Source organism: Paenibacillus bovis, assembly GCF_001421015.2.
Taxonomy (GTDB): Bacteria; Bacillota; Bacilli; order Paenibacillales; family Paenibacillaceae; genus Saccharibacillus; species Saccharibacillus bovis.
This window is the reverse complement of sequence record NZ_CP013023.1, coordinates 445,079-470,066: the sequence shown is the minus strand read 5'-3', so window position 1 is coordinate 470,066 and position 24,988 is coordinate 445,079. Positions and strand designations below refer to the sequence as shown.

Below are 24,988 nucleotides of genomic sequence, written 5' to 3'. Positions count from 1 at the left end.
CGATCTTCTCATTCCAGTACCGGACCGTCATGAACAAGAGCGTTCCGGACGATTCGGCATAATCGTGTATCTTGGACTTGCCGGTAAAATAGTAAAGGGTCATGCAGGAGCAATCAGCGCTTCAGCAGCGGGCCAAAGCGGTTCTCCGTTTTGCGCGCTACAAGCGGCTGCGCACTGAACGTGTAGTAGTTGATATGGTTCAATACATACACAATCCGCGCCAGTGCAGCGATCAGCGTAACAAAAGAAGCGGCGAAGAACGAGAAGCCCTGATCATTCGCCCAGAGGGAGATTACCGTAAAAAGTGTGTTCATGGCCAGAAAAGCAATCGCCAGCCACAATACCCCTTTGCGATCATCAAAATAAAGCAGTACCAGTGCCAGCACATTATAGATAATGTAGGCAAAATATCCGATCACGAGAATATTGAATAGATCCACCTGGGTCGATGTAAATCCGATCAACGGCAGGAAGCGGATACCGATTGCAATCGAGATAATTGAGAAGATCATCTGGATACCCATAATCAGCGTAAACTGCTGTCCCAGCACCTGATACATCTCGTTGCGGGCACGGTTAATATCCAGAATCGAGCCTTTGGAGAGGATAAAGTCATAATAATTGCGGAACTTGGGATAGAAGCTCGTCTCCAGTGAGACAACGAATACGATTAGTGTCGGTACCGCCGACAAAAATGCACAGAACACCGCTACATCGTACTGCGGTGCCATCAGAAAGGCGCCGCTCACCTGCACACCCGCTGGTCCTGCCCATTGTACAAACTGATGGGCGAACAGTCCGACCGAGTTCAGCAGTCCAATCGCGATCAGCGACGGATAACGGCGCAGAAAAGCGAGAAAAGAAAAGTTCGATACCGTTTTGCCGGGCTTGAAATAACGCTCAATCTGAATCATCAGCATGACGCAGGTAATCAGGAATCCACCGTCAAAAGCGAATAGCGCCGATGAAGCAGTACGCAGTGGCGTCAGATAGAGAATGATTGCCAGCACGATAATCGAGACCGCCGCACCGCTGGAAAAGGCCAGTACGATACGCTTGTAATTCTTCATCGCGGATACATAGACTACCTGATTCCAGATCATCACCAGCAGCATATACAGCAGGAACAATCCTACTTTGATCGACAGCGGCAGCTCCGCGAACACCAGGAACACGAGAGCCGGGATGCCGCCGAATACCAGACTGATCTGGATACTGCCATACAGTGACGGCAGCAGGGCATTGTGATAGCCCTCATTCAGAAAGTCCGAACTGACCCGTGTCAGATACATCGTCATCAGACTGCTGACAATATAAGAGAAAATAAACGCATAAATAACGCAGCTCTGAAACAGCTCGACATTCAGATAATCCGTGCCTGCTCCGCGCAGCATCCGGTTGAATACGCCAACCATCACGATACAGAGCAGCATCGGACCGATCGTGATCAGAGATGAATACGTATAGGCTTTGGCCTTGTTGACCAGTCCGCTTTTATCAAATAATTTTTTTAGTTCGAAACCGATACCGGCCATCCGTTAAGCCCTCCACATGTTTGATACAAATTCTGATAACCGGTAATAAAGTTGTGATTGGTGTACAGCGAACGCACACGATTCCGGCCGTTCTCGCCCATCCGCTGGCGCAGTTCTTCGCTTCGGCACAGCTGGATGACTTCTTCCCCGATCCGTTCATAGCTCATAACCGGTACCACGCTGCCTGCTGGCCCGAACTCGTCGTTATTGCCATAGATCAGTTCTTTGCAGCTGCCGACATCGGTGGTAACCATCGGCTTGCCGGCAGCCAGACCTTCCAGCACAGCCAGCGGCTGGCCTTCACTGATACTGGTCAGCAGCAGGATATCCATTTGTCCGATATATTCCCTGACGTTGATACTGCCGGTGAAGATGACATCCTCGACCTGCAGCAGCTCGACCATCAGGCGGCATTCTTCGTAGTATTCCGGATCTTCCTCATACGGTCCCATAATGAAGAACTTGGCTTCCGGCACCTGCCGCTTGATCACATTGAAGCTCTGAATCATCGTTTTGATATCCTTGATCGGCACGACACGGACTACACCGCCGATATAGATGGGTTCACCCGGAGCCTTGGCCTGCAGATTCTCGTAATCCTCTGCTGTCACCCCGTTCGGGATAATACGGATTTTGTCCGCTTCACAGCCCAGTTCGATCTGGATTTCCCGATTGCGGTTGAACAGGGTAATGACTTCATCCGCATACTGGTACGCGCAGGTGGACAGGGTATAGAAGTAACGAATCCAGATATCTTTGAAATATCCATCGACCCAGTCGGCCTTGATAATCTCTTCTTCCCGTTCACGCGAATAGATACCGTGTTCGGTCAGCATCACCGGTTTGCCATACAGATACTTGGCGAGGCTGGCGAGTACGCCGGCATAACCGGTAGATACAGCATGATACAGATCCGCCTGCGGCAGCGGCTTTTGCACCGTCAGCAGCAGCGGCAGTACCATCGAGCGTACTGTCCAGAACATTTCTGTAAAAGGAAGCTGCTCGTACTTCTCTTCACATAGCTGGCTCATAATATCAAAGAAATCACGGCTCATAAGAAAATTGGCGGCATTGCTCAGCTTGGGATCACAGAGCACGCTGAAAATCCGGCTCCAGTCCAGATCGCCTTCACCGGAAATCAGTGTTTTGATCGATTGGCGCTGCTCCGGCGTGAGACGGAGGTGATGTCCCCATTCGCCTTCCAGCTGCATATATTCATCCAGGAAAATCTCCTGTACTTCGACAATATTGTCGGGCAGTGTATATTTGAACTGCCCTTTTTGCTTGCGTTCCGCGGCGATCGCATAGATCACAAACTCATGCTCCGGCATATTGCGGGCCAGGGAATGAATCCAGCTGGACACCCCGCCGGTCACATAAGGGTACGACCCTTCCGCTACAATACAGATTCTCATTGTTTCTTGTCCCCCAAACCGATCCTGAATTGATCCTGAGTCACTTCCACCAGATACGACCCGCTGTCAATTCGGGTCACTTTGCAGTTCTCCTGGGTCGTGATTGGCCGGTCGGTACGTAGTACATAGAAGAGGGAACCTTCCGGGAAATGATTGATATACCCGTCAATTTCGTTATCCTTGTGCACAAAGTGCGGTTCGCTGATCTGGTACTTTTGCAGCTCAACCGCTGCCTGGGAAGCGGTCATCGGACGCAGCCAGCTATATTGCTGCACCGATTGGCTGATATATTTCTCGAACATGTCGCGCATCTGCTCCCAGTTGTAGGAGTGACTGCGGTCCGGATCGAGAATATCATCCGGATGGACAAAGTGGGAGAATACACCGAGTGAAGTCACGGCATTGGCCGTTGCCCAGTCATTGAATTCATCCTTCATAAAGCCGGACGAAATACGCGGCAGCTCGGCAATACCGTCATCGGCAATCTCGAATTCCTGCACATAAGAGCGGTTCTCCGGATCTTCACTGTAGACGGAGGAGATGCTTTTCAGATCCGGCCAGCTGCTCTTCAGCGCTGCCCGTCCATCGGCGTCGAGTGCATTGGATGGCGGCACGTAGGTCATCACTTTGTAATTTACAAAAGACTGATGGATAAAGTTCAGTACGCTGGTGATTGATTCGGACATGCTCTTGCGGTCCGGCCAGGCGTTATAGCCAAAGCTGCCTGCAATCCGTTCATTCGTGGTCAGCGACTGGTGATTGTATCCATGCACACCAATTTCTCCGCCCTGCTTGATCAGCTCGCGTCCGAACAGCGTCAGGTTAAGACCGTCTGCATCGGTAGGCGCGCCGAATGGCGGTTTGACCTGGTTGTTGTATGTCTGGATGACGACGCCGGTATATTTCAGATTATGCTCGGCAGCGATTTTTAGCATATCCGGCCACCAGATATCTTTATAAAAACGGGAAGTGTTACGGTGGTATTCCTGATAGACCTTGTCATTGGTGCCTGCCGGAATCGGTGCCGGGAAGTCGTCAATATACATCAATTCCACATTGAGCACCGGATAGATGGTATCCGGCAGCATCAGGCTGATCGCCCCGGACAGTACGCCGCGGCTGGTCTTTTCCTGGAACATCGATCCGTTGAACACAACGAATTTGCCTTTGCCATAAGGCGTCTCCCATAGCAGTGGAACGTTCTCGTCACTGGTAGCATGAACGATGCTGTCACTGCCCAGACGTACACGGATCGAGCCGTTCTGGATCAGTTCCGGCGAATATTTGGCATCCTTGTTATGGAGCAGCACATTGCTTTTCATTTCCAGCCCGGTAGACGTCAGATAGCCACCCAGCTCGATAATGCCCATTTTGCGGTAATTCTGATACAACGCCTGATCGATCTGGGGCATGGAAGTGAACAGCAGGCTGCCGCCATTTTGTACATAACTGTCGATCCAGCCGGTACTTGGCAGCTGGGACAGACTGGACAGCGTCAGGATGACGCCGTCGTAGGCTGTTATATCGGTCGGCATGGCGCTGACATCGATCGCATCGAAGCGGATTTTCATATAGTTCAGCATATGCTCGGCATTGTTTTTGATTTTGACACTGGCACTGTCTTTGGGATTGAACAAAAGCAGCAGCTGTCGTTCTCCCTGCAGCGCCGTCGTCTGCTCCGGCGTGAGTGCATTGGTCTGCTTGATCCCGGAAATGTCCTGGATATGGTTCTGATTGCCTTTCATATGGAGAATGGCATCGGAACGCGAAGCCTGGATGATCAGCGCCATGACCAGCATAAAAGCCAGCATGGCGTAGACCTGCGTGGTTAATTTAAATGAGAATTTCATGGGTTACGCACCTTTTTCCGACCAGTATCGAATAACATTCAGGCCCGTATTGGATACTTTGATATTGGATTGCTTGAGTGCCTGCAGGGTCTGGAAAAAAGCTTCTTTCATCTGCAGGTCATAATACAGCTGCAGCGCGGTCAGATACGGCTGTTCGCTGTCGGTATGTGCTTCACGGAATTTCTGTTCATACTGAAGGGCGAGATCGGGGCGTTCCAGCTCCATCTCGCTATGGATCTTGGCATTGAATACCTGTTCATCTCCGCCGCCTGCCTCGATCAGTTCACCGAGCAGACGGGCGTAGGTGGACAGATAGGTGCGGCGGGTAGGACGGTCCATAAATCCGCTGTGCATATACTGGCGGATCGCTTCCGCATATTCACCCAGCATGGCGACCGAGCGATCCCCCTGTTCATAACGAACCGAATAATGCTGGATCGAAAGGGTCAGTTTGCGCTTGATCTCCACGACAGCCGTTACCGCGTAATGGGAAGTCTCGGTATCTTCGTTGCTGACCGCCTGTTCGAGCAGCGGCATCATCGCACCGGGATCATCTTTGAGGAAGTCCAGCATCAGCCGGCGGCGGCTGGTATGGTCATTGACGAGCAGCGCTTCTTCCAGAGGAACCAGATTGCTTTCTTTGCGCACGTCGAGTGTACGGAATACACGTACTGGCTGATCGTCCGCCACTTCATCGGTCAGATGTCCGGTGGAGCGGGACAGACGCAGATAGCCGGAGCGCAGCCCATCCCGCAGCAGCGAGATAAACAGGCCAAATAAAGGCAGCAGAACGACCAGCGTAATCGCTCCGGCTGTATCTTCTCCGCAGCGGTCGCGGTATTTCCAGCGCAGTACGCTGTATACCGCTGCTAGTACGTAATACAGCAGCAGGAGACTAAGCATAGGCGATCTCCTCCTGCAGTACATGGGCACTGACGCTGTGAAGATGCAGACGGTTGATCACGAGCAGTGCTTCTTCATGATTGGCATTGGACAGCAGCAGTACAGGATGTCCATTGATCATGCCGAGATGATCGGAATCACGCTTGACGCTGTCGACGAGATGAGCGAGATCCGGCAGACTGCGTCCTTTTTCATCCAGATTCAGCAGCGTATAATCACTGCCATGCATCCGATACGCTTCTTCACGAGCGCGCAGGATCTGGCGGAACGCCGACTCATTCAGTACAGGCAGATCGTCGATATACCGGTGCTGGCGGGTGGCTCCTTCGTACTGGAATGCACGTGCCAGGGAAGAAGAGATCATATCCACGCTGACTTTGAGCATATTTTCGTAATTCATATTCAGACTCTCAAAGGAAGGCTCATGCAAAGAAACGAGCGCAATAACCTGTTGATTGTGGATTACGGGGGTAATATACATCGGCACTTCCGGAGTCATTGTTTTGTTCACGAACATGGTCTTGCTCTCGATCGCTTCACGGAAATAAGGATGTTCGTCCAGACGAATCGTTTTGGGCAGCATAAAGCCGCTGTTTTTGGATTGAACCAGCAGACGCATATGGTTGGTTTCATTCACAGAGTAAATCGAGATATGGCGGGTATCCAGGAGGTTCTCCAGCACATCAATCGAGGCAGTGATGACTTCTTCGGATTCGAAGCTTTCCAGCTTGCGGGTAATGGTATAGATGCGGCCGATGCTGTCTTTACTGCCGATCAGCTGCCGCTGCAGTTCTTCCTTGATCTTGCGTGTATCTTTGTAAATGTGGCTGAGGAACAGATAGCGTTCTTTTTCGGCGGCGAGCTCGTTATGAATCGAGACCGATTCGCGCTTGTGCTTGTCGGAGACAAAGCCGACCACCATACCGAAAAACAGATAGATCGCGAAGATAAACAATGCTTCCGGATCATACAGCAGGGTCTGCCAGTCCCGTCCATTGGAGAGTGCTTCATAGAAGAACAATCCTGATGCGAGTACCGATGACAGAATCGACTGGCGGGCACCGTAGACGATACCGAGCAGAATAATATACACCAGCTTGAAATCAATATCCGCAGAGATGGACCATTTGCTACCGTACTGCGAGATAAGGAACAGCACGACAAAAGCCAACAGATTCTCGGCATAAGGACGAATAACAGGGAACCAGCCGGTATAACCGGATTTGTCCGCAGCAGCGGCACCACTATTTGGCTTGCTGCTATGATTCTCGCGGAACCAGGCAAATGTTTTCTCCATGCCTTCCTGTACAGAATACAGAGGGAGCCAGTCGAGATCCTTTTTGACCAATGTGTTATCGAGCGAGGAGCGGTAGATATCACCTGCACGTTCTTCCTTGTAATTGACGTCCTGTATCGGTTCCAGTTGTTCCAGAATGCCGATCAGTTCATTCAAACTGGTCTCCGTATTGGTCGACAGATTGTAGACGCCTGTCGCATCGCTGATCGCACCGCGGTAGATCCCATCGACAACGTCTTCCACATAAATGAAGTCACGTGTCTGCTCGCCATCACCGAAAATATCCAGTCCGCGTCCTTCCATCATGCGCTGCATATAGATAGAGACCACGCCGCCTTCACCGATTGTACCTTGACGGGGACCGTATACATTGGCAAAGCGAAACGCGAGAGTAGGCAGTTTGTAGATGTCGTTCCATTTGCCGCAATAGACTTCGCCAAGCAGCTTGTTAATTCCATAGGGAGATACCGGTTCGGTTTTCATCCGTTCATTGAGGGGGACCTGTTCATTGGGGCCGTACACCGCTGCAGAAGAAGCGAACAGGAATTTGGAGACGCCGTACTTGTGGGCACATTCCAGCATGTTGACGAGACCGAGGATATTGGTCTGCGCATCTTGACGAGGCTCGCGCATCGATACCGATACATCGACCTGGGCGGCCAGATGAATCACGATATCCGGCTTGATACTCTGGAAAATTTCCTCACACCGTTCATCTTCTACACTTAATTCGTAAAACTTGTGGGGGACGTTCACGTTTTCCTTACGTCCAGAGGTCAAATTGTCGATAATAAAGACCTGATGACCTTCTTTGTGAAACCGTTCGGCTACGAACGAACCTATAAAACCGTAGCCTCCTGTGACTAGCACATTCACGTATGTTCCTCCTAAAATAATTTGTCCAATCCGTCCATGTAACGTATAACTGGATGTCATTATTTTAATGGTAGCTAAGTAAATTTGACAACTATTTTATTACATTTCAGTAATATTACTTGCGAATTTAGTATGCCAATATTTAAATTGCTAATTTAGTGATATAATTTGCTGCAAGACCAGTGATAATTGCTTGTTTGATGATAGAATACAGGCTTGTAAAAAAGAAAAGAAATTCGTTTACTTTTTCAAAAATCATGTTATTTTGGAACTAATCTCTGGTGCGGCTGTATCCGGCCAATCCATCGGTACAAAGCAATAATGCAGGTATAGGTAGACAGCAGATACCGGTACGATAGGAGAGGAGACAACAACAATGAAACGATATGGCCGAATAGCACTGTGTTTGTTCGCCCTGGTGGCGATGATGTCTGTTACCAACAGTGCTTCTGCGCTGGCAAACAGTAACCCGGGCTACAAATTGTTAATCTATTATGGAATTCCGGAGTCGGTGAATAACGTCTCCACAAATGAAGAAGCAGCACAGATTTTTGCCAAATACGATTATCTGGTGCTGGGTGACAAGCTGGAACTGCCAGAGCATGCACAGCATGATAGCACACTACAGATCATCACCCGGATCAAGCAAATCAACCCGAAAATCCAGATCTTTGGCTACGTCGATCTGGGTGTAACGGATTCGACGGACAACCTCAGCATGGATACGATCAAGCAGCGGATCAATCTGTGGAAAGCTGCCGGTGTCTACGGTATTTTCCTGGATGATGCCGGTTATGATTACGGCGTATCCCGCGCACGGCTGAACGAAGCATTAACAGCGGTGCATGACCAGAGCATGGCAGCTTTTGTTAATGCATGGCATCCCGAAGATGTCATGAGCAGTGCCAAACAGGCGGACTTTAACCCGGACGGGCTAAAAACCAAAATGAACGCGAATGACCTGTATCTGATGGAAAGCTTCCTGCTGCCTGCCAATCTGAACGGCAGCGGCATCTCCAGCGCCTATCGTGATTATTTTGAAGATAAAATGGAAAAAAGCATGATGTACCGCAGAGTGCTGGGAGTGCGCATGCTCAGTGTGAGTACGATCGATTACCAGGCCAGCACCGATGGCGTGCTGAACCAATTTTTCAAAATGAACGAAGCGGCAGCTGGCGTATTCTCGCTGGACGGCTACGGGATATCACCGGTGCACTACAGTTCGTCCGAGCCCAATTCGGATGTGGTGCGCACTTTCCCATATATGAGTAATTACATGGACTTTTATACACAGAAGCCGGAGTATGAGAGCTTCCGCAGCGGACAGGATTTTACACGGGAAGGCTTCCGTCTGCTGTCGGTCAAGGGACTCAACAAGTATGCTTTCCCGGACAGTGCATTGTATCCGTAAGATCATGTAACAAACGCAAAAGGTAAAAAGTGAAAAATAAAAGCAAAAAGCATTCTTCCTTTACAGATTACATAAGGAAGAATGCTTTTTTATTGTCCGGCTATTCCGTTCGGTAAGGTTATTGCAGCTTGATGGCTGCAGTTCGATAATGGACCGCTTCAACTAAAATGAATCGGTGGAGTAGAGGAATCGTTTTGCTCCTTGATTCCGGCTGTTAACGCAGGTGGATTAGCTGTGCTGTTCGATATACCAGTCAATCATCTTGCGGGCAATACTGATACGCGGCGGAATATTCGGCAGGTTGTCCAATCCGAACCAGTCTGCGTGCACGATCTCTTCGCCATCCACCTGGATCTCGCCGCTCTCATAATCAGCGATAAATCCGACCATCAGGGAATGGGGGAACGGCCAGGGCTGGCTGTCAAAATAGCGGATATTGCCGATCTTGATGCCGATCTCTTCCATAGTCTCCCGCTGCACACAATCTTCCAGCGTCTCGCCCGGTTCAACAAAGCCGGCAATGAGTCCGTACATATTGTTTTTGAAATGTCCTGCTCTTGCCAGCAGCAGCTGATCGTCCTTGAGAATCAGCGTGATTACAGCTGGCGCCAAGCGCGGATAGTGGGACAACCCGCAGTTCGGACATACTTTGCTGCGTTCATGTCCGGCATGATCCAGCGGCGTGCCACAGCGTCCGCAGAATTGATGGGTCGCGTCCCAGGCGAGCATCTGCAGACCGCGTCCAGCAAGATGGAACAGATCCTCATCGATCTGGTCGTACAGTGCGAATAGCGGCAGGAAGGTCATGCCTGACGGAGCTTCGGCATCCGTATCCAGCTCGGCGGTATAACAGGAAGCCTGCTCAATACTGCCCAGATACAGGGAGCGCACTGGCTGCAATCCGTATGGCTCCGGTCCGCTGGTTACAGGTAGTGCCGGCTGCTCTCCATTTTCGTGCACGAGCAGCTCGCTGCCACGGAAAATAAACCAGTAACCAATGCCTTCTTCCTGCTCGGCAGGTGCCATGGCAGGCTGGTATCGTTTATATATGCTCTCTTTGGGTTTTCTCATCGTCTCAGAACCTTTCGCAGTGGTAGTCTTGGTCGTTAGTCCCTATCCTTATCTATCCCACCAATAATCCGGATGGAAATGCAGCGTACAGTAAAATAAAACAGATATAATGATGACCGTATCCGCCTACCGCGCCTCATGCCGCGCCATTCTGGCGTTATGTTCATCCAGCGGCAGATCAAAATGGTCACGGTTGCCAATCTGGGCCGTCATGCCGCCGCCATGCCTTGCATACAGGACAAACCAGTAGAAGATCGGATACTGGCGCATCCGGGTCTGTTTTGCACCTACCCGCACATCGGCGAGCTGCTCATACTGCGGCCAGTAATCCACGATATTGGGGGTGACTTTGCGGTGGGCGCGGCTGTTGGGGATATGCTCGCATACTTTCTCCGGCAGTAGCCGTTCCCGCCACGAACCGTAAAAGGTATGCGAGCTGCCATGTGTGCGGCAGATGAACGGACGCAGCGGATAGACGCGGCAGATTCCCCGTTCCGGGTCCAGCAGCGGACAGGCAAAGCTGTTACGCCCGGCATACCGCCGGATCTGCTCGAGTTCCTGCTCCTGGCTCGTGCGACTCGTCAGCGAAGCATACATCTGTGGATTCTCCTGCTGGAAAATCTCCACATTGATCAGGGATTGCTCAAAAACAAACTGAATCTCTGCCTTGCTCCAGTGACGCTCCATATAGGTGAGCAGCAGTTCAAATTCCACCTGGGAGACAGGGAAATAATCCGAGCAGCAGCTGCTGCATCCGGCAGCGCAGGGAGGATGCGCCTGATGATCGGTGCGGTACTCCTCGATCGCCCGGTCTACGTCCTGATACAGCTGATATACATGGGCAGCCCGGCTGTCGGGTGCGGCGGTCTTATGGCAATGCTGCAGCTTGCGGCCACTGCCGCAAAAGCAGGGGCTGCTGCCCGATAATGGACGGGTAGGTTCATCCGGCATATACTCACGTCCTCTGTGTTGGAATACGTTATTTCGAAATAGGGGCAAGATCTGTACGTCCGAGTACAGATCGGAAAAGAAACTCTATAAAAAAGCAAAAAAGCGTCATATCCGTATCACCATGCCAATACAATCGATATCGAAAGCGGCGTATGGGCTGACAGGCAGTACATCCTATCGTACACTATTTAGGCTACCAGGCTACCAGGCTACCAGGCTACCAGGCTACCAAGTTGCCAGTTTATTACGTGTCCGGTATGAGTCTAACTTTACCCTAACCAGATAAAGCTTGCAAAGAAGATCGAGCTTCCGGGATCGGCATTTTAAAAGGGCTTGTAAATCAGCGCTATCCTTATAAAAGAACAGGAAATACAGAATACGGCCCAAAATCTGTCTCTTCTACGGAAGTTGATGGTAGAATAGAAAGATCAATTTTGATGAATACGGCGTGTAATCACGCATGGAGGCACAATCATGCAATCTTCAGAACAAAACAAAAATGCCTGGAACAGCGGCGCTTATCAGTCCTGGCTGAACCGGTTCGGTACGCCGGCGGAAGCTGCCGAGAAGATAAAGTCCGATCCCCGCAAGCGTCTGGGAATAGCTCTGGATCATATGGGCGATGTACAGGGACGCAAAATTATTAATCTAATGGGCTCCAACGGCAACAAAGCGGTCGCTCTGGCACTGCTTGGTGCTTCGCTCACTGTAGCCGACTTTTCCGAAGAGAATCGCCAGTATGCGATAGAACTGGCGCAGGCTGCCGGTGTAGAGCTGCGATATATCATAGCCGATGTGCTGCAGATGCCGGAGGAAGAGCTGGATGGATCTTATGATATCGTATTTATGGAATTCGGGATTTTGCACTATTTTACTGATCTGCAGCCGCTGTTTGAAGTGGTACGCAGACTGCTACAGCCCGGCGGAAGACTGATCCTGCAGGATTTCCATCCCATCTCCACCAAGCTGATCTCGTCACGCGGCACTACGGCCAAGATCCGCAAGCACAAGGTCGATGGGGATTATTTTGATACTTCACTGGTCGAGAAAGAGGTATCCTATTCCAAATTCTCCGAGTCTGCGCCTGCCGATGAACAGCAGCAAAAAGTATACTTGCGCAACTGGACACTCGGTGAGATCGTCACCTCGGTTGCTGCAACCGGGCTGGTGATCAAAGTACTGGAAGAACTGCCAAATCTATCGTCCGATGTATTTGATAAAGGCATTCCCAAAACATTTACTATTGTCGCCGAACGTTAAGAGGCGCGGCACCGAACAAGGTCGGCGCAAATGCTCCGCAATGGAAGATATCTGTCATGCCGCATCAAGCTCTGGAGCTTTTACTCTGGGGCAGGCTATTGATTCTTATACAAATACCCTTTCCTCTTATGCGTGCAGGAGGAAAGGGTATTTGGCATTGCCGGCCCGGAAACCGAATCCGGTCGCAGTCTTATTTTTGCTTTATTGTACAGTAGTTGTCTGTTTTATTCAGGTTCCGTATCCATCTTGTCCATAGGCTCGCTGCTCCGGCGCTTCCAGGACTCTGCATAGGCACTCCGGCGGAAGTTCAGGATCGGGTCATCGGATAGCTCCATGCCCTGTGGAGGCAGCACGGTAGGGTCCATCACCAGACCTTCCGGTTCAGGGACAGGAGCCGTCAGCACCAGTCGCCCAGCATCAATACGCTGACGATCTTCGGGCCAGGCTGTTGTCGGATCATCGGTCGGATCGCCTTCTTCACCGAGAATAATATTCAGCCGAAAAGCAGCGGTCTGCTGCTGCAGACGCTCATCCAGCTCGCGTTCCAGATAATCCGGCGGTTGGGAGGTTGTATCCTTGATAGACAGCATATGTACACCAGCCTCGGGCAGCCATTCAAACTTGACGGGCTGTCGCTGTCCTGCTTCGTTCACGAGCAGGTAGGCATGGATACAATAATACAGATTGGTTACATAGCTGGCTGGTGGACGCAGCCGCTGAACAGATAGCAGGCTTTCCTTGGCTTCGCCAAAATGTCCGGTGATCTGGTGGACGATTTCCTTGATCCCCAGATTGCCGGCGCGGGCTTTGTTCACTGCTTTGAGCATATCCATAAAGGACTCCGGAGTACGGGCAAAAAATACAGGCACGGTCACCGCAACCAGATTGCTGACCTGACCTTCCGGCAGGCGAAATTGCACAGCCATGCCTTTGGCAGGAGACAGCAGATCGGCAAGTGCCGGATCGGTGGAACTCTCGGAAAAGCGTACCAGTGCTTCGACCTGCGGCCCTTGCAGATGCGGCGCTGTCGTCCAGGGAGCCGCGTCACCGCTAGGCTGGAAAGTGGCCTGGTAACAGGTTCCTTTGGCATGAGCACGTCGGTAGCCGGGATGCCGCCCGGTTAATTTCTCGATTTCATCGACAGCCTGCACGTCCAGATCTCTCGATTCCAACCTGTCGGAGCGGGATAGTTCCGAAGCGGAATCGGAAGAAGAATGGGAATTATGCATCAGGATCACCTCATCTATTCAGAGATTGGGATTCTATACCATTTACCCTGTGGGACGATGACCAACGCTCGGGATTCGTAGCCTTTTCGAATCTAACGGTCTCCTTTGGGTGAACGTGGAGAAGAGATGCGATTCGAGCGACGGGAATGGGCAGATGGTGATGGATAGGAGAGCAGCAGCTGCTCCAGATCCTCAGAAGAAATCGGTTTGCTGAACAGATAACCCTGCATTTCATTGCAATGGATTCCTTTGAGCATATTGACTTGATGCTCACTCTCGACGCCTTCGGCGATGACATCCATATTCAGATTGCGTGCCAGATTGACGATCGTGCTGATAATCATCTGATTGGCCTGACTGCTGCCGATTTTGCTGGTGAATTCACGGGCGATTTTTAATTTGTTAATCGGTAGATTCTCCAGATAGGAGAGTGAAGAATAGCCAGTACCAAAATCGTCGATAGACAATGATAATCCCAACTGGCGCAGTTCGTTCAGCTTCTGAACAACATCCTGGATATTCGTCATCGCGGTCGATTCGGTCAGCTCCAGCTCTAGATAGCGCGGATCGGCCTGTGTCTCGGCGAGAATCAGAGCGATGCGTTCCACGATATTATCCTGACGGAACTGTTCCGGCGACAGATTGACGCCGATGGTAATATAGCGTCCTTCGTCTTGCCACTTTTTGGCTTGTTTGCAGGCCTGGCGCATTACCCATTCACCGATCGGTACGATCAGTCCGGTTTTCTCCGCAATCGGGATAAAGTCACCTGGCATAATGCGTCCAATCTCGGGATGCTCCCAGCGCACAAGCGCCTCGACCCCGATCACTTTACCCTGCCGCGCATCGATCTGCGGCTGGTAATGCAGGAACAGCTCGTTATGATACAGCGCCTGACTGAGCTCTTTTTCCATTAGCAGCTGTTTAGAATAGATGCGATCCGTATCCCGGTAGAACCGGTAATGACTTTTGCCATTGGCTTTGACCTGATACATGGCGATATCTGCCTTTTTCATCAGAGTGACCGGGGTCAGATCATCATTCGGATAAAGGGCGATACCGATACTTGGTGTCGCGATAATCTCATGCCCCTTGATATAATGCGGCTGACTCAGGCTGTCCAGAATGCGACTCGCTACACGGGATGCTTCTTCACTGCTCGTAATCCTGCGGATAATCAGAGTGAATTCGTCGCCACCCTGCCGCGCGATCACGTCCTGCTGTCTGACACAGTGCTGCAGGCGCTGGGCAACCGAGCGCAGCAGCTGATCGCCGATATCATGACCGAGCGTATCGTTGATATTTTTGAACCGATCCAGATCGATAAACATCACGGCAAACATGCTGTTATCCTGCTCGGCTTCCATAACGGACTGGCTTAATGACTCTTCAAAAGATAGCCGGTTGGACAAACCGGTCAGCGGATCATGATAAGCAAGAAATTTGATCTTTTCCTCATTCATTTTGTTCTCGGTAATATCCTTGGCGAGACCATAGATACCGACGAGCTCATCCATAACCACAATAGGAATATTGGTCATGCGGATATGGTAATACTCGCCCTTGAGATTGCGGATCGACAGATCATACTGCTGTGGAATACCCTGTGCTACCAAATCCAGATGCTGCTCCACCGCGTCCACATAATTATCGGTGACCAGATCACAGCAATTCGTGCCAATTAGCTCCTCGATGTCTGCGCCGAGTAATTGGGCACCGACGACATTTACGCTGTCGATTGTGCCGTCCAGGCGGAAAGAGAAGACCGCATCCGGATGGTATTCAAAAATTGACCGGTACCGCTGCTCGCTCATCTCCAACTGTCTTGTTTTCTCATACAGGCTGCGCACGAGCCGCTGATTCTCCAGAATAATCATCAATTGCCGTGTAATCACGAGCATAATAGCTATACTTGCACCAATCGTTATGGCTGAATTCTGCTGTGGGAAAAACACCATAAAAGCGAATAATCCGGCCAAGCCCATATAAGGAAGCATCAGGCGGAAAATATCCGGCGTGGACAACTGCCGCTCACTGCATTTTTCGGAGGACAGCTGGGGCCGGGCAATCTCATTGCTGTGCAGATAGCCCGCGAATCCGACCAGCAGCAGTCCAAGAATAAAGAGCGGATCAGACCAGCTGCCCGATGAATACGTCTCATCGACAATCATGTACAAAAAGATGGAATCCCCAATGACCTGGGAAAGCAAGCCTGTAAACAGTGTAAGAATAACTTTGTTGGACAGGGTGTGCCGAATATCGAAATAGATACTCATGGCACCGAATAACAGCGCCAGATCACCCAGTGCATAACCAATAGACAGCATAATGGAAGGAGATAAAGGGTCAGAACCCATAGTCGATATAATCGGCCCAATCAGAAATTCCCAGCTAAAGGTGGAAATGACCGTCATAACAATGGAAATATCCAGCAGCAGCCGGATCACCGGGTAGCCTCTTTTCTCGCGGGTGAGTTTGTAGATGAATGCGGACATATAGAAGATAACTTGCAGACTATAGAAAATATCAGAGGGGCCAGGGAAAGGAACCTCCAATCCCAGAATGTTCTCATAAAACAGCCAGATGACTTCCGCGACAAAATAGCTCCAACAGCCCAATGCGGCTAGCAGCCAAAAAAATCGCTGATGATTCACACTCTTTTTCCAGGCAGAAGTTAGCCATATAGCAGCGAGCAAAGCTCCCCCGGTGGATAAAGTATTACCACCCCACGTCTGAATCGATTCATTGGTATTCCAATACGTAATCCAGAAGTAGTAGAAAAGAGTAAAACAAAAAAGAAATATTAAAATCAAAATAGGTTTATACCGCGACAATGTATGCATTATAATCCCTCTAACTTGCTTATTTTAGTCTATATTACCCAACAAATAGATTTTTGTACCTATTTTATAAAATTAAAATATAGGTCTAAAGGTAAATAGCTTAGGTAATTAATATTAAAGGATTTGAATCATAAATGAAATACAAAAATGAGAATTTTGGGAAAAAAAGTACAGTAAATATGGACATATTAGAGGATTAGATAGGGAATAGAAGGTGATTTATACTTTTAAAATAGATTAATGGATGAAAGTGGAAAAAAGATTTGAAAATGTATGTAAGTAAAAAGATCCTTTCTCCATATCACGCATTGGAAATAGCGAGATGTGGAGAAAGGAGGAAGTGAGCAGAAATATGGAAGTGAGCAGGATAAATTATCGTGTTATTTCAGATCAATCGGTTACGGTTGCATGGAGTTAGGGACGGACAGGGGAATAGTTACATCTACGGTTTGGTCCGGTTTTTCCGCCGTATAAAAGAGAATATCGACCACTGCACTGGAAGCGGTAAATTGTCTGTATACTTCGACCGATTTGTTGTTACCATCACCTACAGCATTAATGGTCAGCGGCTGTCCGAGGATCTGTTCACCATTCTGCATCATCGAAGTCTGACTGATTCCGCCAAAATGAGGATCGCTGCTCTCAGTCTGAACATAGAGATGTCCATCCTGTCGATAATACGTCCACTTAATTGGCAGCCCATTAATCATAGTGTGCAGGGATTTGTGCCGCGCTGTAATATCCGGAAGAGTAACCGATAGATGCTCACCATGATGAGAAACAATCCCGTGTTGAGCTCTCAAGATCAATGTTGTCCTGTTGCTTATCTCTATCCCCTGTGGACGTTCAAAGATTAAAGTAGATGATCTTGCAGTATCTCTATGGGTGTCCGGTAATATCTCTGCATACCCTGCCAGAACCTTACCATCAATTATTAGATTATATTTGGTAAAAGACAGTGCAGAATCCGGATTGGATTCGTTAAGCTGGAGACGAATCTGGGTAGGCGAGATGACCATATGCGTCAGCCGGATAGTTGTATCACCAGATTCCAGCGGAACAGATAGCGGTTGCTGGATCGTGTCGCTCTGCATCTTTCGTTTATCCAGTGGTATATCAAAATCCCAGCTGCCTGCAAAACGTTGCACTTCCCGGTTGTATTCCAGCTGATAAGATAATCCCTTTTGCTGCAGGTCGGCAGGGAGATAATAATCCTGAGCAGTATAACGCCCTTGCTCATCAGGTGCTCCATAAGTTCCGTTGCGAGAAGGCTGGACGATTTTGCCTTTAGCTGTATAAAGGCGAAGCTGAGGATAACTCCATGTTCTGGCTTCTTCATTTGTAAAGGAAAGAGCGGAGCGAACAAGTGTCTGCTCTTGGCTCTGCCGAATAATCTGTACCTCCATTTGATTCATACCGTCCTGCTGAATATCAAAGCGCTGAAGCTGCTCCGTTTGGGAGTTGAGATGAAGCTTTTGTTTGCCAGATTGCAGGAACTGTAAATTGCTGAGAGAGAGATGTACAGATACTGTATTGGAAGGCGGTGACCATCCCGTCTCCAAATAGCCTGTAAAACGCTGGCTATTCTTATCCCATTGCTGGTGAATAGTCAGTCCCGGAATATCTTTTCCTTGGGCATCTGTTAGTTTCATCTGCAAAAATCCAAAATGCTGTGCTGTTCTGGTACCAGGATCAAGACTGTACAAAAAAACTGTACGATTCTCGTCCACGACAGCAGTATGAATCGTCATGGTTACGCCGTTATGTGTAACCGATTGCTCAATAGGCTGTCCCAGCTGCTGCGATAGTGCAGATTGTATGCCACTGCGATCATGGAGTACCTGGTTCCAATTGATCTGTATAGCTGCATATACAGGAACAGCTGCAATAAGCAGGCTAAGGGAGGTGATGAATAGAGTTTTTTTCCAGCGTGCTTTTTTCTTTGGCAAAAAAGGAAGAGATACATCTTGGGTAGATGGGGACACAGGATATGGATGCCGATCTGCCTCGATATGAGTCCACATATGATCAAAATCAGGATAGATCAGTTCTTCTTTTGTAACCTGCTGCTTTACTACGTCCTCAATAGGTTTCATAGTGCTCTCCTTTCAGATTGCTGTGCTGTCCTTGCTGCTCCAGTATGTGTCGCAGCAGTTGCAATCCCTTGTGCTGTCGAGATTTAACGGTGCCGACCGGAATCTCCAGAATACCAGCTATTTCGTTCAGACTCAGATCATGCACATAGCGCAATGAGATCACCGTTCTGATTTTGACTGGTAATCGGCTAAAGTGGATCGCCCATTCCGCTTCCGACTCCCGATTAGCCGTTAATAGGTCAGGTGTATCCGGTACTGGACGAGCCCAGAACTGGGAATAGGAAAGCAGCTTGTCCCGCAAGCTTCGTCTACGCCGAAGATGATTCAGACATAGATTGACCGCCACTTTGATAATCCAAGCCCGCAGCTGCTGAATCTGCTGCCAGTCACTGCGGAAAATAGTAATAAATACGTCCTGGCAGAGATCTTCCGCATCGGAAGCGTGATGAACCATGTAATAACAGGTACGGTACACATCCCTGTTATAGGTCTCAAACAGCTCCTTGTCTGTCACTGTATGTCCTCCTTGATTTGATGAATTTATATGTATAACAAACGGGAGAGGAATAAGGTTCATTTTAATTAGAGAAAGTATAAATTTGCATAAATATGCTAGTAAAAAGAGTGCGGAGTAACTAATGACATATCAGTAATATAATTTATAATGGAAAAAGAGGTGGAAATATGAAAAGAAAAGAAGCAATGGATCATTTGGAGAATACATATGTAAAAGAAATAATTAGTAAAAATTTAGCTAATCTAAAAATGTATGCGGATAGTCACAAAAAAGAACTATTACTAGACATTACAGATTCTTTTTGTGAGATGTGCTATCAATTGTCTCAAAAACAGAGCGAATATAATCATCCTCAAATAGGATATTTAATTTATTCTTTCAGGCGTACCTATCTATTAAAACGTAATTATTCTTATTCTTTTGAAGCGTACGACAAGAACTGGTTTTTTGATACAACACCATATCGTACATTGTATAATGCCAGCTGGGCATTCCAATACTGGGAGAATGCTTGGGACGAATTAGAAATAGTTCGAAAACGTTATATGAATCTCATCCATCCACCTGATGTCGAGTGGTTTATTCTTCGTGCAGCAGATGCATTTCATCAAGTTATTGCTGAACTCGTAGAAGAAGCTGTTATTCAAATGTTAGACATGGAACCTTTTTCTCAAATCCAAAAGGAAGCTGCGTTTGAGATCAGGATTGGCGAATATAAAGGAATTAGCAAAGTGATTTATCAAACTGACCCGATTAGATCAAAGGAAATAGAATACTTATAGATCCAGCTTAGTGTATAAATGCTCATCACTAATTATGTAAGGAGTACAGAATGGAGTATTACATATTATCACAAGATCATCGTATTCCCAGCTATGCATATCCAGCAATAAGCCGCACTGAAGGGTTAAAGCAGTTGGAACAAGCAAGAGAGAAAGACCAGTCATTGCTTCAATTCTATGTAGAAAATTCACAAGATTATCTGGATTGGATGGATAGGCCGATCTGTATGGTGTCTGATCAGATGAAATCTCTAATGGCTGTTTATGAGAACGAAATTAAATGGATTACTGCGATCTTGGCAGATATTCAGCAAATGACACAGAAGATTTACTGGATACCTGAATTTCCTCAATTATCAGCTTTATCCAAACAAAGTATTTGGGCCAAAAATGGAACGTTACAGAAAATTATATTAGACGAAGATGTCGTTGAAGAATACAAAATATTTCGACTGGCTGATTCGGCTACTCATGAATTAATTGTTGATTTGGATGTAGCAGAATGTTTGCTGAAATTTAATTTGAAGGGATTTTACCTGACCGAAGTCAGTACGGTATGCAAGATGGAACAGGAAATAATTTTAGAATGAAAACAAGAGGGGATTAATCGATAATGAAAGACAGCTATGTAGTAGATGGAGCGTTTCTCCAATGCAGCTGCGGTAATCAAAAGGGAGAATTTAAAGCAGAGAAAGAAAGGGCAATTCATATTAACCATAAAATCCAAGGGAACATTCAAGATTATAAGCCCTACACTCATATTCCATCTTTTGGTTTGTGCAATAGCAGGTTGAATCCGGATGTTATCGCAGCTAATAGAGGCAGACATGGGCAATGGATTTCACAACCATGCAGACCAGTAGTAACGATGAAGTGGATGCAAGGTAAAGAAAATGTACACATAGATGGGCATCCGGCATTACTTAGTTGTTCCAAAAATTCATGTATGTGGTGCGGTCAGATTACTTTCATAGAAGACGGCCAGGAGTAGAATTAGCAACTATAAAGGAGCAGGGAAAATGAGTACAGTCGTAAATCAATTAGCCCGGTATGGAGCTATAGGTATCCATGCTCCATACCGGATGGTCAGTATACTCGACATGCGTATTACACAAAAAATTAATGACCATGGACACTTATTTTTAACAGCCGTATTGTCGGATGAAGAAGGGGAATCTTACGAGCAAGGCAAGATGAGTGCAGATAAAATTGAAATTTTCGATACTGATTTACATAAACAAGACATATGTCTATTCAAAGGAAAAATCCGTTCAACCGAAATCAGGTATAAAAATGGTGTATATACCATTAGATTGGAGGCTATTTCATATAGCAGCCTGTTGGATACAACCAACAAAAATCGTTCATATCAAAATAGTGGAATAACCTACTATGAACTGTTTAGAGAAATTGTAGACAGCTATCCTCATGGTGACTTTATTGATCTAATAGATGCGGAACAGCATTTGAATGAATTTACACTGCAATATGAAGAGACCGATTGGGAATTCTTGTGCAGGATGGCATCCCGTCTAAACACGGGTGTTATAGCAGAAGTCATCTCTGAGTATCCTCGCCTCTGGCTGGGTGCCTCCAAGGGTAGAATAAAAGGAACAATTAACAGTCATAATTATTCTATACAGAAATCAGATACAGTACCCAAATACAAATACATTGAAGTACAGGACAATCAGTATTTTCAACTCGGTGATGTAGTGCTTTTTCATTCGAATACCTGGTCGATCGATCAATGTTTTATTGAACTTGAGAAGAGCACTTTGAAATACAATTATACATTGGTTCCAGAAGAGGGAATACCCAGAACAAAGTATGCTAATACTCGTCTGCATGGGGCTTCATTGGAAGGCAGAGTTATTGACACCAAGGAAGATTTTGTAAAGGTTCACCTTAGCATCGATGCGCAGCAGGATAAATTAAAAAGCTGCTGGTTTGCATATAGCACTATGTATACCGGAGATAGCATTGGATGGTACTGTATGCCTGAATATGGAGATACAGTAATACTTTATTTTCCTACAGATGAAGAACAGCAAGCCTACATTACACAGGCTGTTCGTAAAAAAGCGGGCAAAAATGATCTGATTCATCAACCAGATCACAAAAGGTTCCATACCCGACAGGGAAAAGTAGCCCGTTTTGATCCCAAAGAGGCAGCATTCTCCACACAAGAGGAAAAAATCATCATCCGTCTTAATCAAGGAACAGGTCTGCATGTTTACAGTCACCATAACATCACGTTTCATGCAGATGAAGACATTGTACTGCATGGCAAAAAAGTCGAGATGAGTGCCAGCGGTATGCTGAAAGCTGCAAGCAAAGGCAGCTATATACAGCTGGATGGTACGTTTCAGACACATGCTGCCAGACTCTCGCAAAAAGGATTGTCCACTGCCGAGCTTAAAGCATACTATTCACTCATTAAGGAAATGAATGGTCAGAATTATCCACAGTGGTTGCAGAATGGACTGCTTAAATTCAAAAAGCAATATTATGAGGCTAATGCCAAAGGAGACCAAAAGGCTAGCCAACAAGCGGCTGAAAAAGCCAAACAGTTACGTCAGCAGTGGAAGTCGATATGTCAGCTGCCAGATTGGGCGCGGGAACAGATGAATGATTACACTGCTCAGTGGTGGGCAGCTCATGCCATAAATGACAAAAAGGAAGAAAATAGACTTCATGGTCTGGCTAGTCGGCTACGGGATAATGTACAGATCAATGCATTGATTCGAGATTGTCCTGGAAATGCTTATAAAGATGCGAATCGTCTTGAAGAAATTTCCCGTCAGTATGCAGATATAGTTAATCATCTGGCACCAGGAGACAAGAAGGTGCTAGCACAAGAAGCAGCAGAGCTTCGCAGCAAATATGGAGTTGGCGATCTGGCAGCAAGACAAAATTTAAATAAACTGGCTCATAAGTATCCGGACAGTTTCCAGTATAAACTACCGATGAAGGGCGAGTGGGATAAAGAACTGAATAGTGCACTTTACGACTTTGCGAAGAAATACGGGTTAGCAGATAAAGGATACAGCCGTGAAGTATTGGAAGTTTATCTGTATCAGGTGGCGAATGGTATTCTACCTTGGCCGAAAGTGAAGCCAGTGACTAAAATTAAACCGGCCACCTCAGAAATAAATCAAAAAGATGAAGTTATTCCTAAGCAGGAAGTTTCTAATAAAGACATTCCACAAACAAATTATAAAGATGAAATTTTAGAAAAATCAGTTATTGAGGCTTATATTAATGCTCATAATTTAAAAGGTAACAGAGCTAAAGCAATTTATAGAGTAAATGAATATAGCAGTAATTCTATTATACGTAATAGTTTGTCTGCTAATAAAAACATCCCACTAGTATTCTTTTTTGAGGGCGATGGATCCTATAGCCATACACAATCGGATCACCCAGAAGGCAGATACGGTGCGAGTGTAATAGTAGTTATAGATGGACATATTAAATATACAAGTGCTAACACAAGTACGCTGCCAGACCATGAAAAAAAATCAGCAACAGTAAATGAAGGAGTATATGACTTTGTCGGTGGACTTCATAGAGGGGATTACCCAGCACTCAGAATAAGAGATGGAGGAGCTGTATCTTCAAAGATAGATGGTCGAAGTTATACTGCTACTGGAATTAATATCCACAAAGGATACAACAGAGATAATCCGGATCGACCTACTTCTACAGGTTGTATAACTATTCATAAAGACGAATATATTGGTTTCTTAGCAGCAGTAGGAGTAGTTCAAAATTCTTTATCAGAAAGCCCTAAAAAAATAAGAGGATTAGCGATTATCGATAGAAAGGATAGAAGTTAATTGTTAATATCAAAAAGAAGTACACTATTATGGATTCTTATACTAATTTTCTTGATTAGCGGTTGCAACCAATTAAGTGAAAGTGACACTTTACTGAAGCATAAAGATATAGACACAGCACTGCCGCGTCATACTTTTACTAAATGGATATTATTTCGCGGTGAAAACGACAGTGAGTCCCTAGATTACATTAGCAACCTGAATGATCCATCTGGTAACAGTTACGTCCGTATTAATGATATTATTCATGTCTTATATATGCATGAGCATGATAGTTATCCAGAAAATGAACTCTATCTCGGAAGAATCAGCGAAGATGGCAATAGTATTGCGCTTATTCGAGAAGGAACAGAGTTAGATCATAAGGTCGTTAAGATTTTTGATTTAAGTACCAAGCGCAAAATCAATGAGTTCAATCTTAAAAACGAAGATATTGCCATTTCTCCTGATCTACAAACTTATGTATACGCTGTTCAGGATACAGCTAATGCTGGTATATATCAATTCGATGGAGGAAGTAAAGTCTTGAAAAAACTGGATAAAGATGCTGACGGCATGAGCATTTACGATCTTTATCCGTACGAGAAGTCGGCTGCCGATCTGCAGGATCATAATGTAATGAAACGCATGGGCATTACTTTTTCGCCGGTCCAGACCTTCGATAGTAAAGTTGATTTGATGCAGTACAGGCAGAGTATCCCCATAGCTTCAATTAAGGCTTCCTCGAGCTTGGCGGATCAGTCCGGGCATTCCTATAGACCGGAAAATCTGATAGATGGCGATATGCGAACAGGATGGTGCGAAGGGGCAAAGGGCGATGGAATCGGAGAATCCATTACAATTAACTTTGGTAAAGAACAGATGATTAGCGGTATGGAGCTGGTGAATGGTCTGGCTACATCGGAGAAAGCCTATAAAGCGAACAATCGGGTGAAAAAGATCAAGCTTGAATTTTCGGATGGCCGTGTACTTACGCTGGATACTTACTTTATGGAGCAGTATTTTGACATACCTATCACTGCATCTTCTGTACAAATGACAATTCTCGAAGTCGATCCTGGTGAGAAGTATCATGATACCTGTATGACTAGATTAAGATTTTTCTAGAAA

At 46.9% G+C, this 24,988-nt stretch carries 18 protein-coding genes; 7 read left to right on the top strand and 11 right to left on the bottom strand.

The genetic code is table 11. From position 1 onward, the window contains the following. Window positions 1-113: 113 nt before the first annotated feature. From pelG to AR543_RS01980, 5 genes are read right to left on the bottom strand one after another with little or no spacing between them, the layout of a single operon-like run. Window positions 114-1,535: an exopolysaccharide Pel transporter PelG gene (gene pelG, locus AR543_RS02000; RefSeq protein WP_060531382.1), complete on the bottom strand. Its 1,422-nt coding sequence runs from the start codon at window positions 1,533-1,535 to the stop codon at window positions 114-116. After that, complete coding sequence (gene pelF / locus AR543_RS01995) at window positions 1,511-2,950, bottom strand: GT4 family glycosyltransferase PelF (RefSeq protein WP_060531380.1); 1,440 nt, start codon at window positions 2,948-2,950, stop codon at window positions 1,511-1,513. Before pelF ends, pelG begins: the two co-directional genes overlap by 25 nt. Then, window positions 2,947-4,800 carry a DUF2194 domain-containing protein gene (locus AR543_RS01990; RefSeq protein ID WP_060531377.1) on the bottom strand — a complete coding sequence of 618 codons (1,854 nt, stop codon included), beginning with the start codon at window positions 4,798-4,800 and terminating at the stop codon, window positions 2,947-2,949. The genes pelF and AR543_RS01990 overlap by 4 nt, the downstream gene beginning before the upstream one ends. A gap of 3 nt (window positions 4,801-4,803) precedes the next feature. Continuing rightward, on the bottom strand, window positions 4,804-5,703 hold the full coding sequence (locus tag AR543_RS01985; RefSeq protein ID WP_060531375.1) for a hypothetical protein: 900 nt from the start codon (window positions 5,701-5,703) through the stop codon (window positions 4,804-4,806). Then, a complete protein-coding gene (locus tag AR543_RS01980) occupies window positions 5,696-7,876 on the bottom strand; it encodes an NAD-dependent epimerase/dehydratase family protein (RefSeq protein WP_060531373.1) in 2,181 nt (726 codons plus the stop codon). Before AR543_RS01980 ends, AR543_RS01985 begins: the two co-directional genes overlap by 8 nt. A gap of 376 nt (window positions 7,877-8,252) precedes the next feature. Between AR543_RS01980 and AR543_RS01975 the strand changes: the two genes are divergently transcribed. Further along, window positions 8,253-9,287: a hypothetical protein gene (locus tag AR543_RS01975; RefSeq protein ID WP_060531371.1), complete on the top strand. Its 1,035-nt coding sequence runs from the start codon at window positions 8,253-8,255 to the stop codon at window positions 9,285-9,287. Between the two features lie 228 nt (window positions 9,288-9,515). Here AR543_RS01975 and nudC read toward each other — a convergent pair whose 3' ends face one another. Continuing rightward, window positions 9,516-10,358 (bottom strand): NAD(+) diphosphatase, encoded by an 843-nt coding sequence (gene nudC / locus AR543_RS01970; protein ID WP_060531369.1) that lies wholly within the window; start codon window positions 10,356-10,358, stop codon window positions 9,516-9,518. Between the two features lie 126 nt (window positions 10,359-10,484). Beyond that, complete coding sequence (locus tag AR543_RS01965; protein ID WP_060531367.1) at window positions 10,485-11,309, bottom strand: YkgJ family cysteine cluster protein; 825 nt, start codon at window positions 11,307-11,309, stop codon at window positions 10,485-10,487. 474 nt (window positions 11,310-11,783) lie between these two features. Here AR543_RS01965 and AR543_RS01960 point away from each other — a divergent pair, with 474 nt between their 5' ends. Beyond that, window positions 11,784-12,569 carry a class I SAM-dependent methyltransferase gene (locus AR543_RS01960; protein ID WP_060531364.1) on the top strand — a complete coding sequence of 262 codons (786 nt, stop codon included), beginning with the start codon at window positions 11,784-11,786 and terminating at the stop codon, window positions 12,567-12,569. Window positions 12,570-12,793: 224 nt separating this feature from the next. On the opposite strand, the gene AR543_RS01955 is transcribed toward AR543_RS01960, so the two are convergent. The 4 genes from AR543_RS01955 to AR543_RS01940 form a co-directional block, all read right to left on the bottom strand. Next, window positions 12,794-13,798, bottom strand: a complete 1,005-nt coding sequence (locus tag AR543_RS01955) for a catalase family peroxidase (protein ID WP_060531362.1) — start codon at window positions 13,796-13,798, stop codon at window positions 12,794-12,796. Between the two features lie 92 nt (window positions 13,799-13,890). Further along, window positions 13,891-16,611 (bottom strand): DUF4084 domain-containing protein, encoded by a 2,721-nt coding sequence (locus AR543_RS01950; RefSeq protein ID WP_227871815.1) that lies wholly within the window; start codon window positions 16,609-16,611, stop codon window positions 13,891-13,893. A 428-nt stretch (window positions 16,612-17,039) separates the two neighbouring features. Beyond that, complete coding sequence (locus tag AR543_RS01945; protein ID WP_060531358.1) at window positions 17,040-18,737, bottom strand: DUF4179 domain-containing protein; 1,698 nt, start codon at window positions 18,735-18,737, stop codon at window positions 17,040-17,042. Further along, window positions 18,724-19,251: an RNA polymerase sigma factor gene (locus AR543_RS01940; protein ID WP_060531356.1), complete on the bottom strand. Its 528-nt coding sequence runs from the start codon at window positions 19,249-19,251 to the stop codon at window positions 18,724-18,726. Before AR543_RS01940 ends, AR543_RS01945 begins: the two co-directional genes overlap by 14 nt. A 170-nt stretch (window positions 19,252-19,421) precedes the next feature. Here AR543_RS01940 and AR543_RS01935 point away from each other — a divergent pair, with 170 nt between their 5' ends. From AR543_RS01935 to AR543_RS01915, 5 genes are read left to right on the top strand one after another with little or no spacing between them, the layout of a single operon-like run. After that, window positions 19,422-20,036: a hypothetical protein gene (locus AR543_RS01935; RefSeq protein WP_060531354.1), complete on the top strand. Its 615-nt coding sequence runs from the start codon at window positions 19,422-19,424 to the stop codon at window positions 20,034-20,036. 50 nt (window positions 20,037-20,086) lie between these two features. Then, window positions 20,087-20,626, top strand: coding sequence for a hypothetical protein (locus AR543_RS01930; protein ID WP_060531352.1), 540 nt, complete (start codon window positions 20,087-20,089; stop codon window positions 20,624-20,626). A 23-nt stretch (window positions 20,627-20,649) separates the two neighbouring features. Beyond that, the gene (locus tag AR543_RS01925; RefSeq protein WP_060531350.1) at window positions 20,650-21,027 is read left to right on the top strand and encodes a DUF4280 domain-containing protein; all 378 of its coding nucleotides are present in this window, start codon (window positions 20,650-20,652) and stop codon (window positions 21,025-21,027) included. A 28-nt stretch (window positions 21,028-21,055) separates the two neighbouring features. After that, a complete protein-coding gene (locus tag AR543_RS01920) occupies window positions 21,056-23,878 on the top strand; it encodes a phage baseplate assembly protein V (protein WP_060531349.1) in 2,823 nt (940 codons plus the stop codon). After that, window positions 23,879-24,985 (top strand): discoidin domain-containing protein, encoded by a 1,107-nt coding sequence (locus tag AR543_RS01915; RefSeq protein ID WP_060531347.1) that lies wholly within the window; start codon window positions 23,879-23,881, stop codon window positions 24,983-24,985. Window positions 24,986-24,988 lie beyond the last annotated feature (3 nt).

Coding starts and splice junctions, on each gene's coding strand:
- pelG (WP_060531382.1), bottom strand. CDS start 1,535: ATGGCCGGTATCGGTTTCGAACTAAAAAAATTATTTGATAAAAGCGGA.
- pelF (WP_060531380.1), bottom strand. CDS start 2,950: ATGAGAATCTGTATTGTAGCGGAAGGGTCGTACCCTTATGTGACCGGC.
- AR543_RS01990 (WP_060531377.1), bottom strand. CDS start 4,800: ATGAAATTCTCATTTAAATTAACCACGCAGGTCTACGCCATGCTGGCT.
- AR543_RS01985 (WP_060531375.1), bottom strand. CDS start 5,703: ATGCTTAGTCTCCTGCTGCTGTATTACGTACTAGCAGCGGTATACAGC.
- AR543_RS01975 (WP_060531371.1), top strand. CDS start 8,253: ATGAAACGATATGGCCGAATAGCACTGTGTTTGTTCGCCCTGGTGGCG.
- nudC (WP_060531369.1), bottom strand. CDS start 10,358: ATGAGAAAACCCAAAGAGAGCATATATAAACGATACCAGCCTGCCATG.
- AR543_RS01965 (WP_060531367.1), bottom strand. CDS start 11,309: ATGCCGGATGAACCTACCCGTCCATTATCGGGCAGCAGCCCCTGCTTT.
- AR543_RS01960 (WP_060531364.1), top strand. CDS start 11,784: ATGCAATCTTCAGAACAAAACAAAAATGCCTGGAACAGCGGCGCTTAT.
- AR543_RS01955 (WP_060531362.1), bottom strand. CDS start 13,798: ATGCATAATTCCCATTCTTCTTCCGATTCCGCTTCGGAACTATCCCGC.
- AR543_RS01945 (WP_060531358.1), bottom strand. CDS start 18,737: ATGAAACCTATTGAGGACGTAGTAAAGCAGCAGGTTACAAAAGAAGAA.
- AR543_RS01935 (WP_060531354.1), top strand. CDS start 19,422: ATGAAAAGAAAAGAAGCAATGGATCATTTGGAGAATACATATGTAAAA.
- AR543_RS01930 (WP_060531352.1), top strand. CDS start 20,087: ATGGAGTATTACATATTATCACAAGATCATCGTATTCCCAGCTATGCA.
- AR543_RS01925 (WP_060531350.1), top strand. CDS start 20,650: ATGAAAGACAGCTATGTAGTAGATGGAGCGTTTCTCCAATGCAGCTGC.
- AR543_RS01920 (WP_060531349.1), top strand. CDS start 21,056: ATGAGTACAGTCGTAAATCAATTAGCCCGGTATGGAGCTATAGGTATC.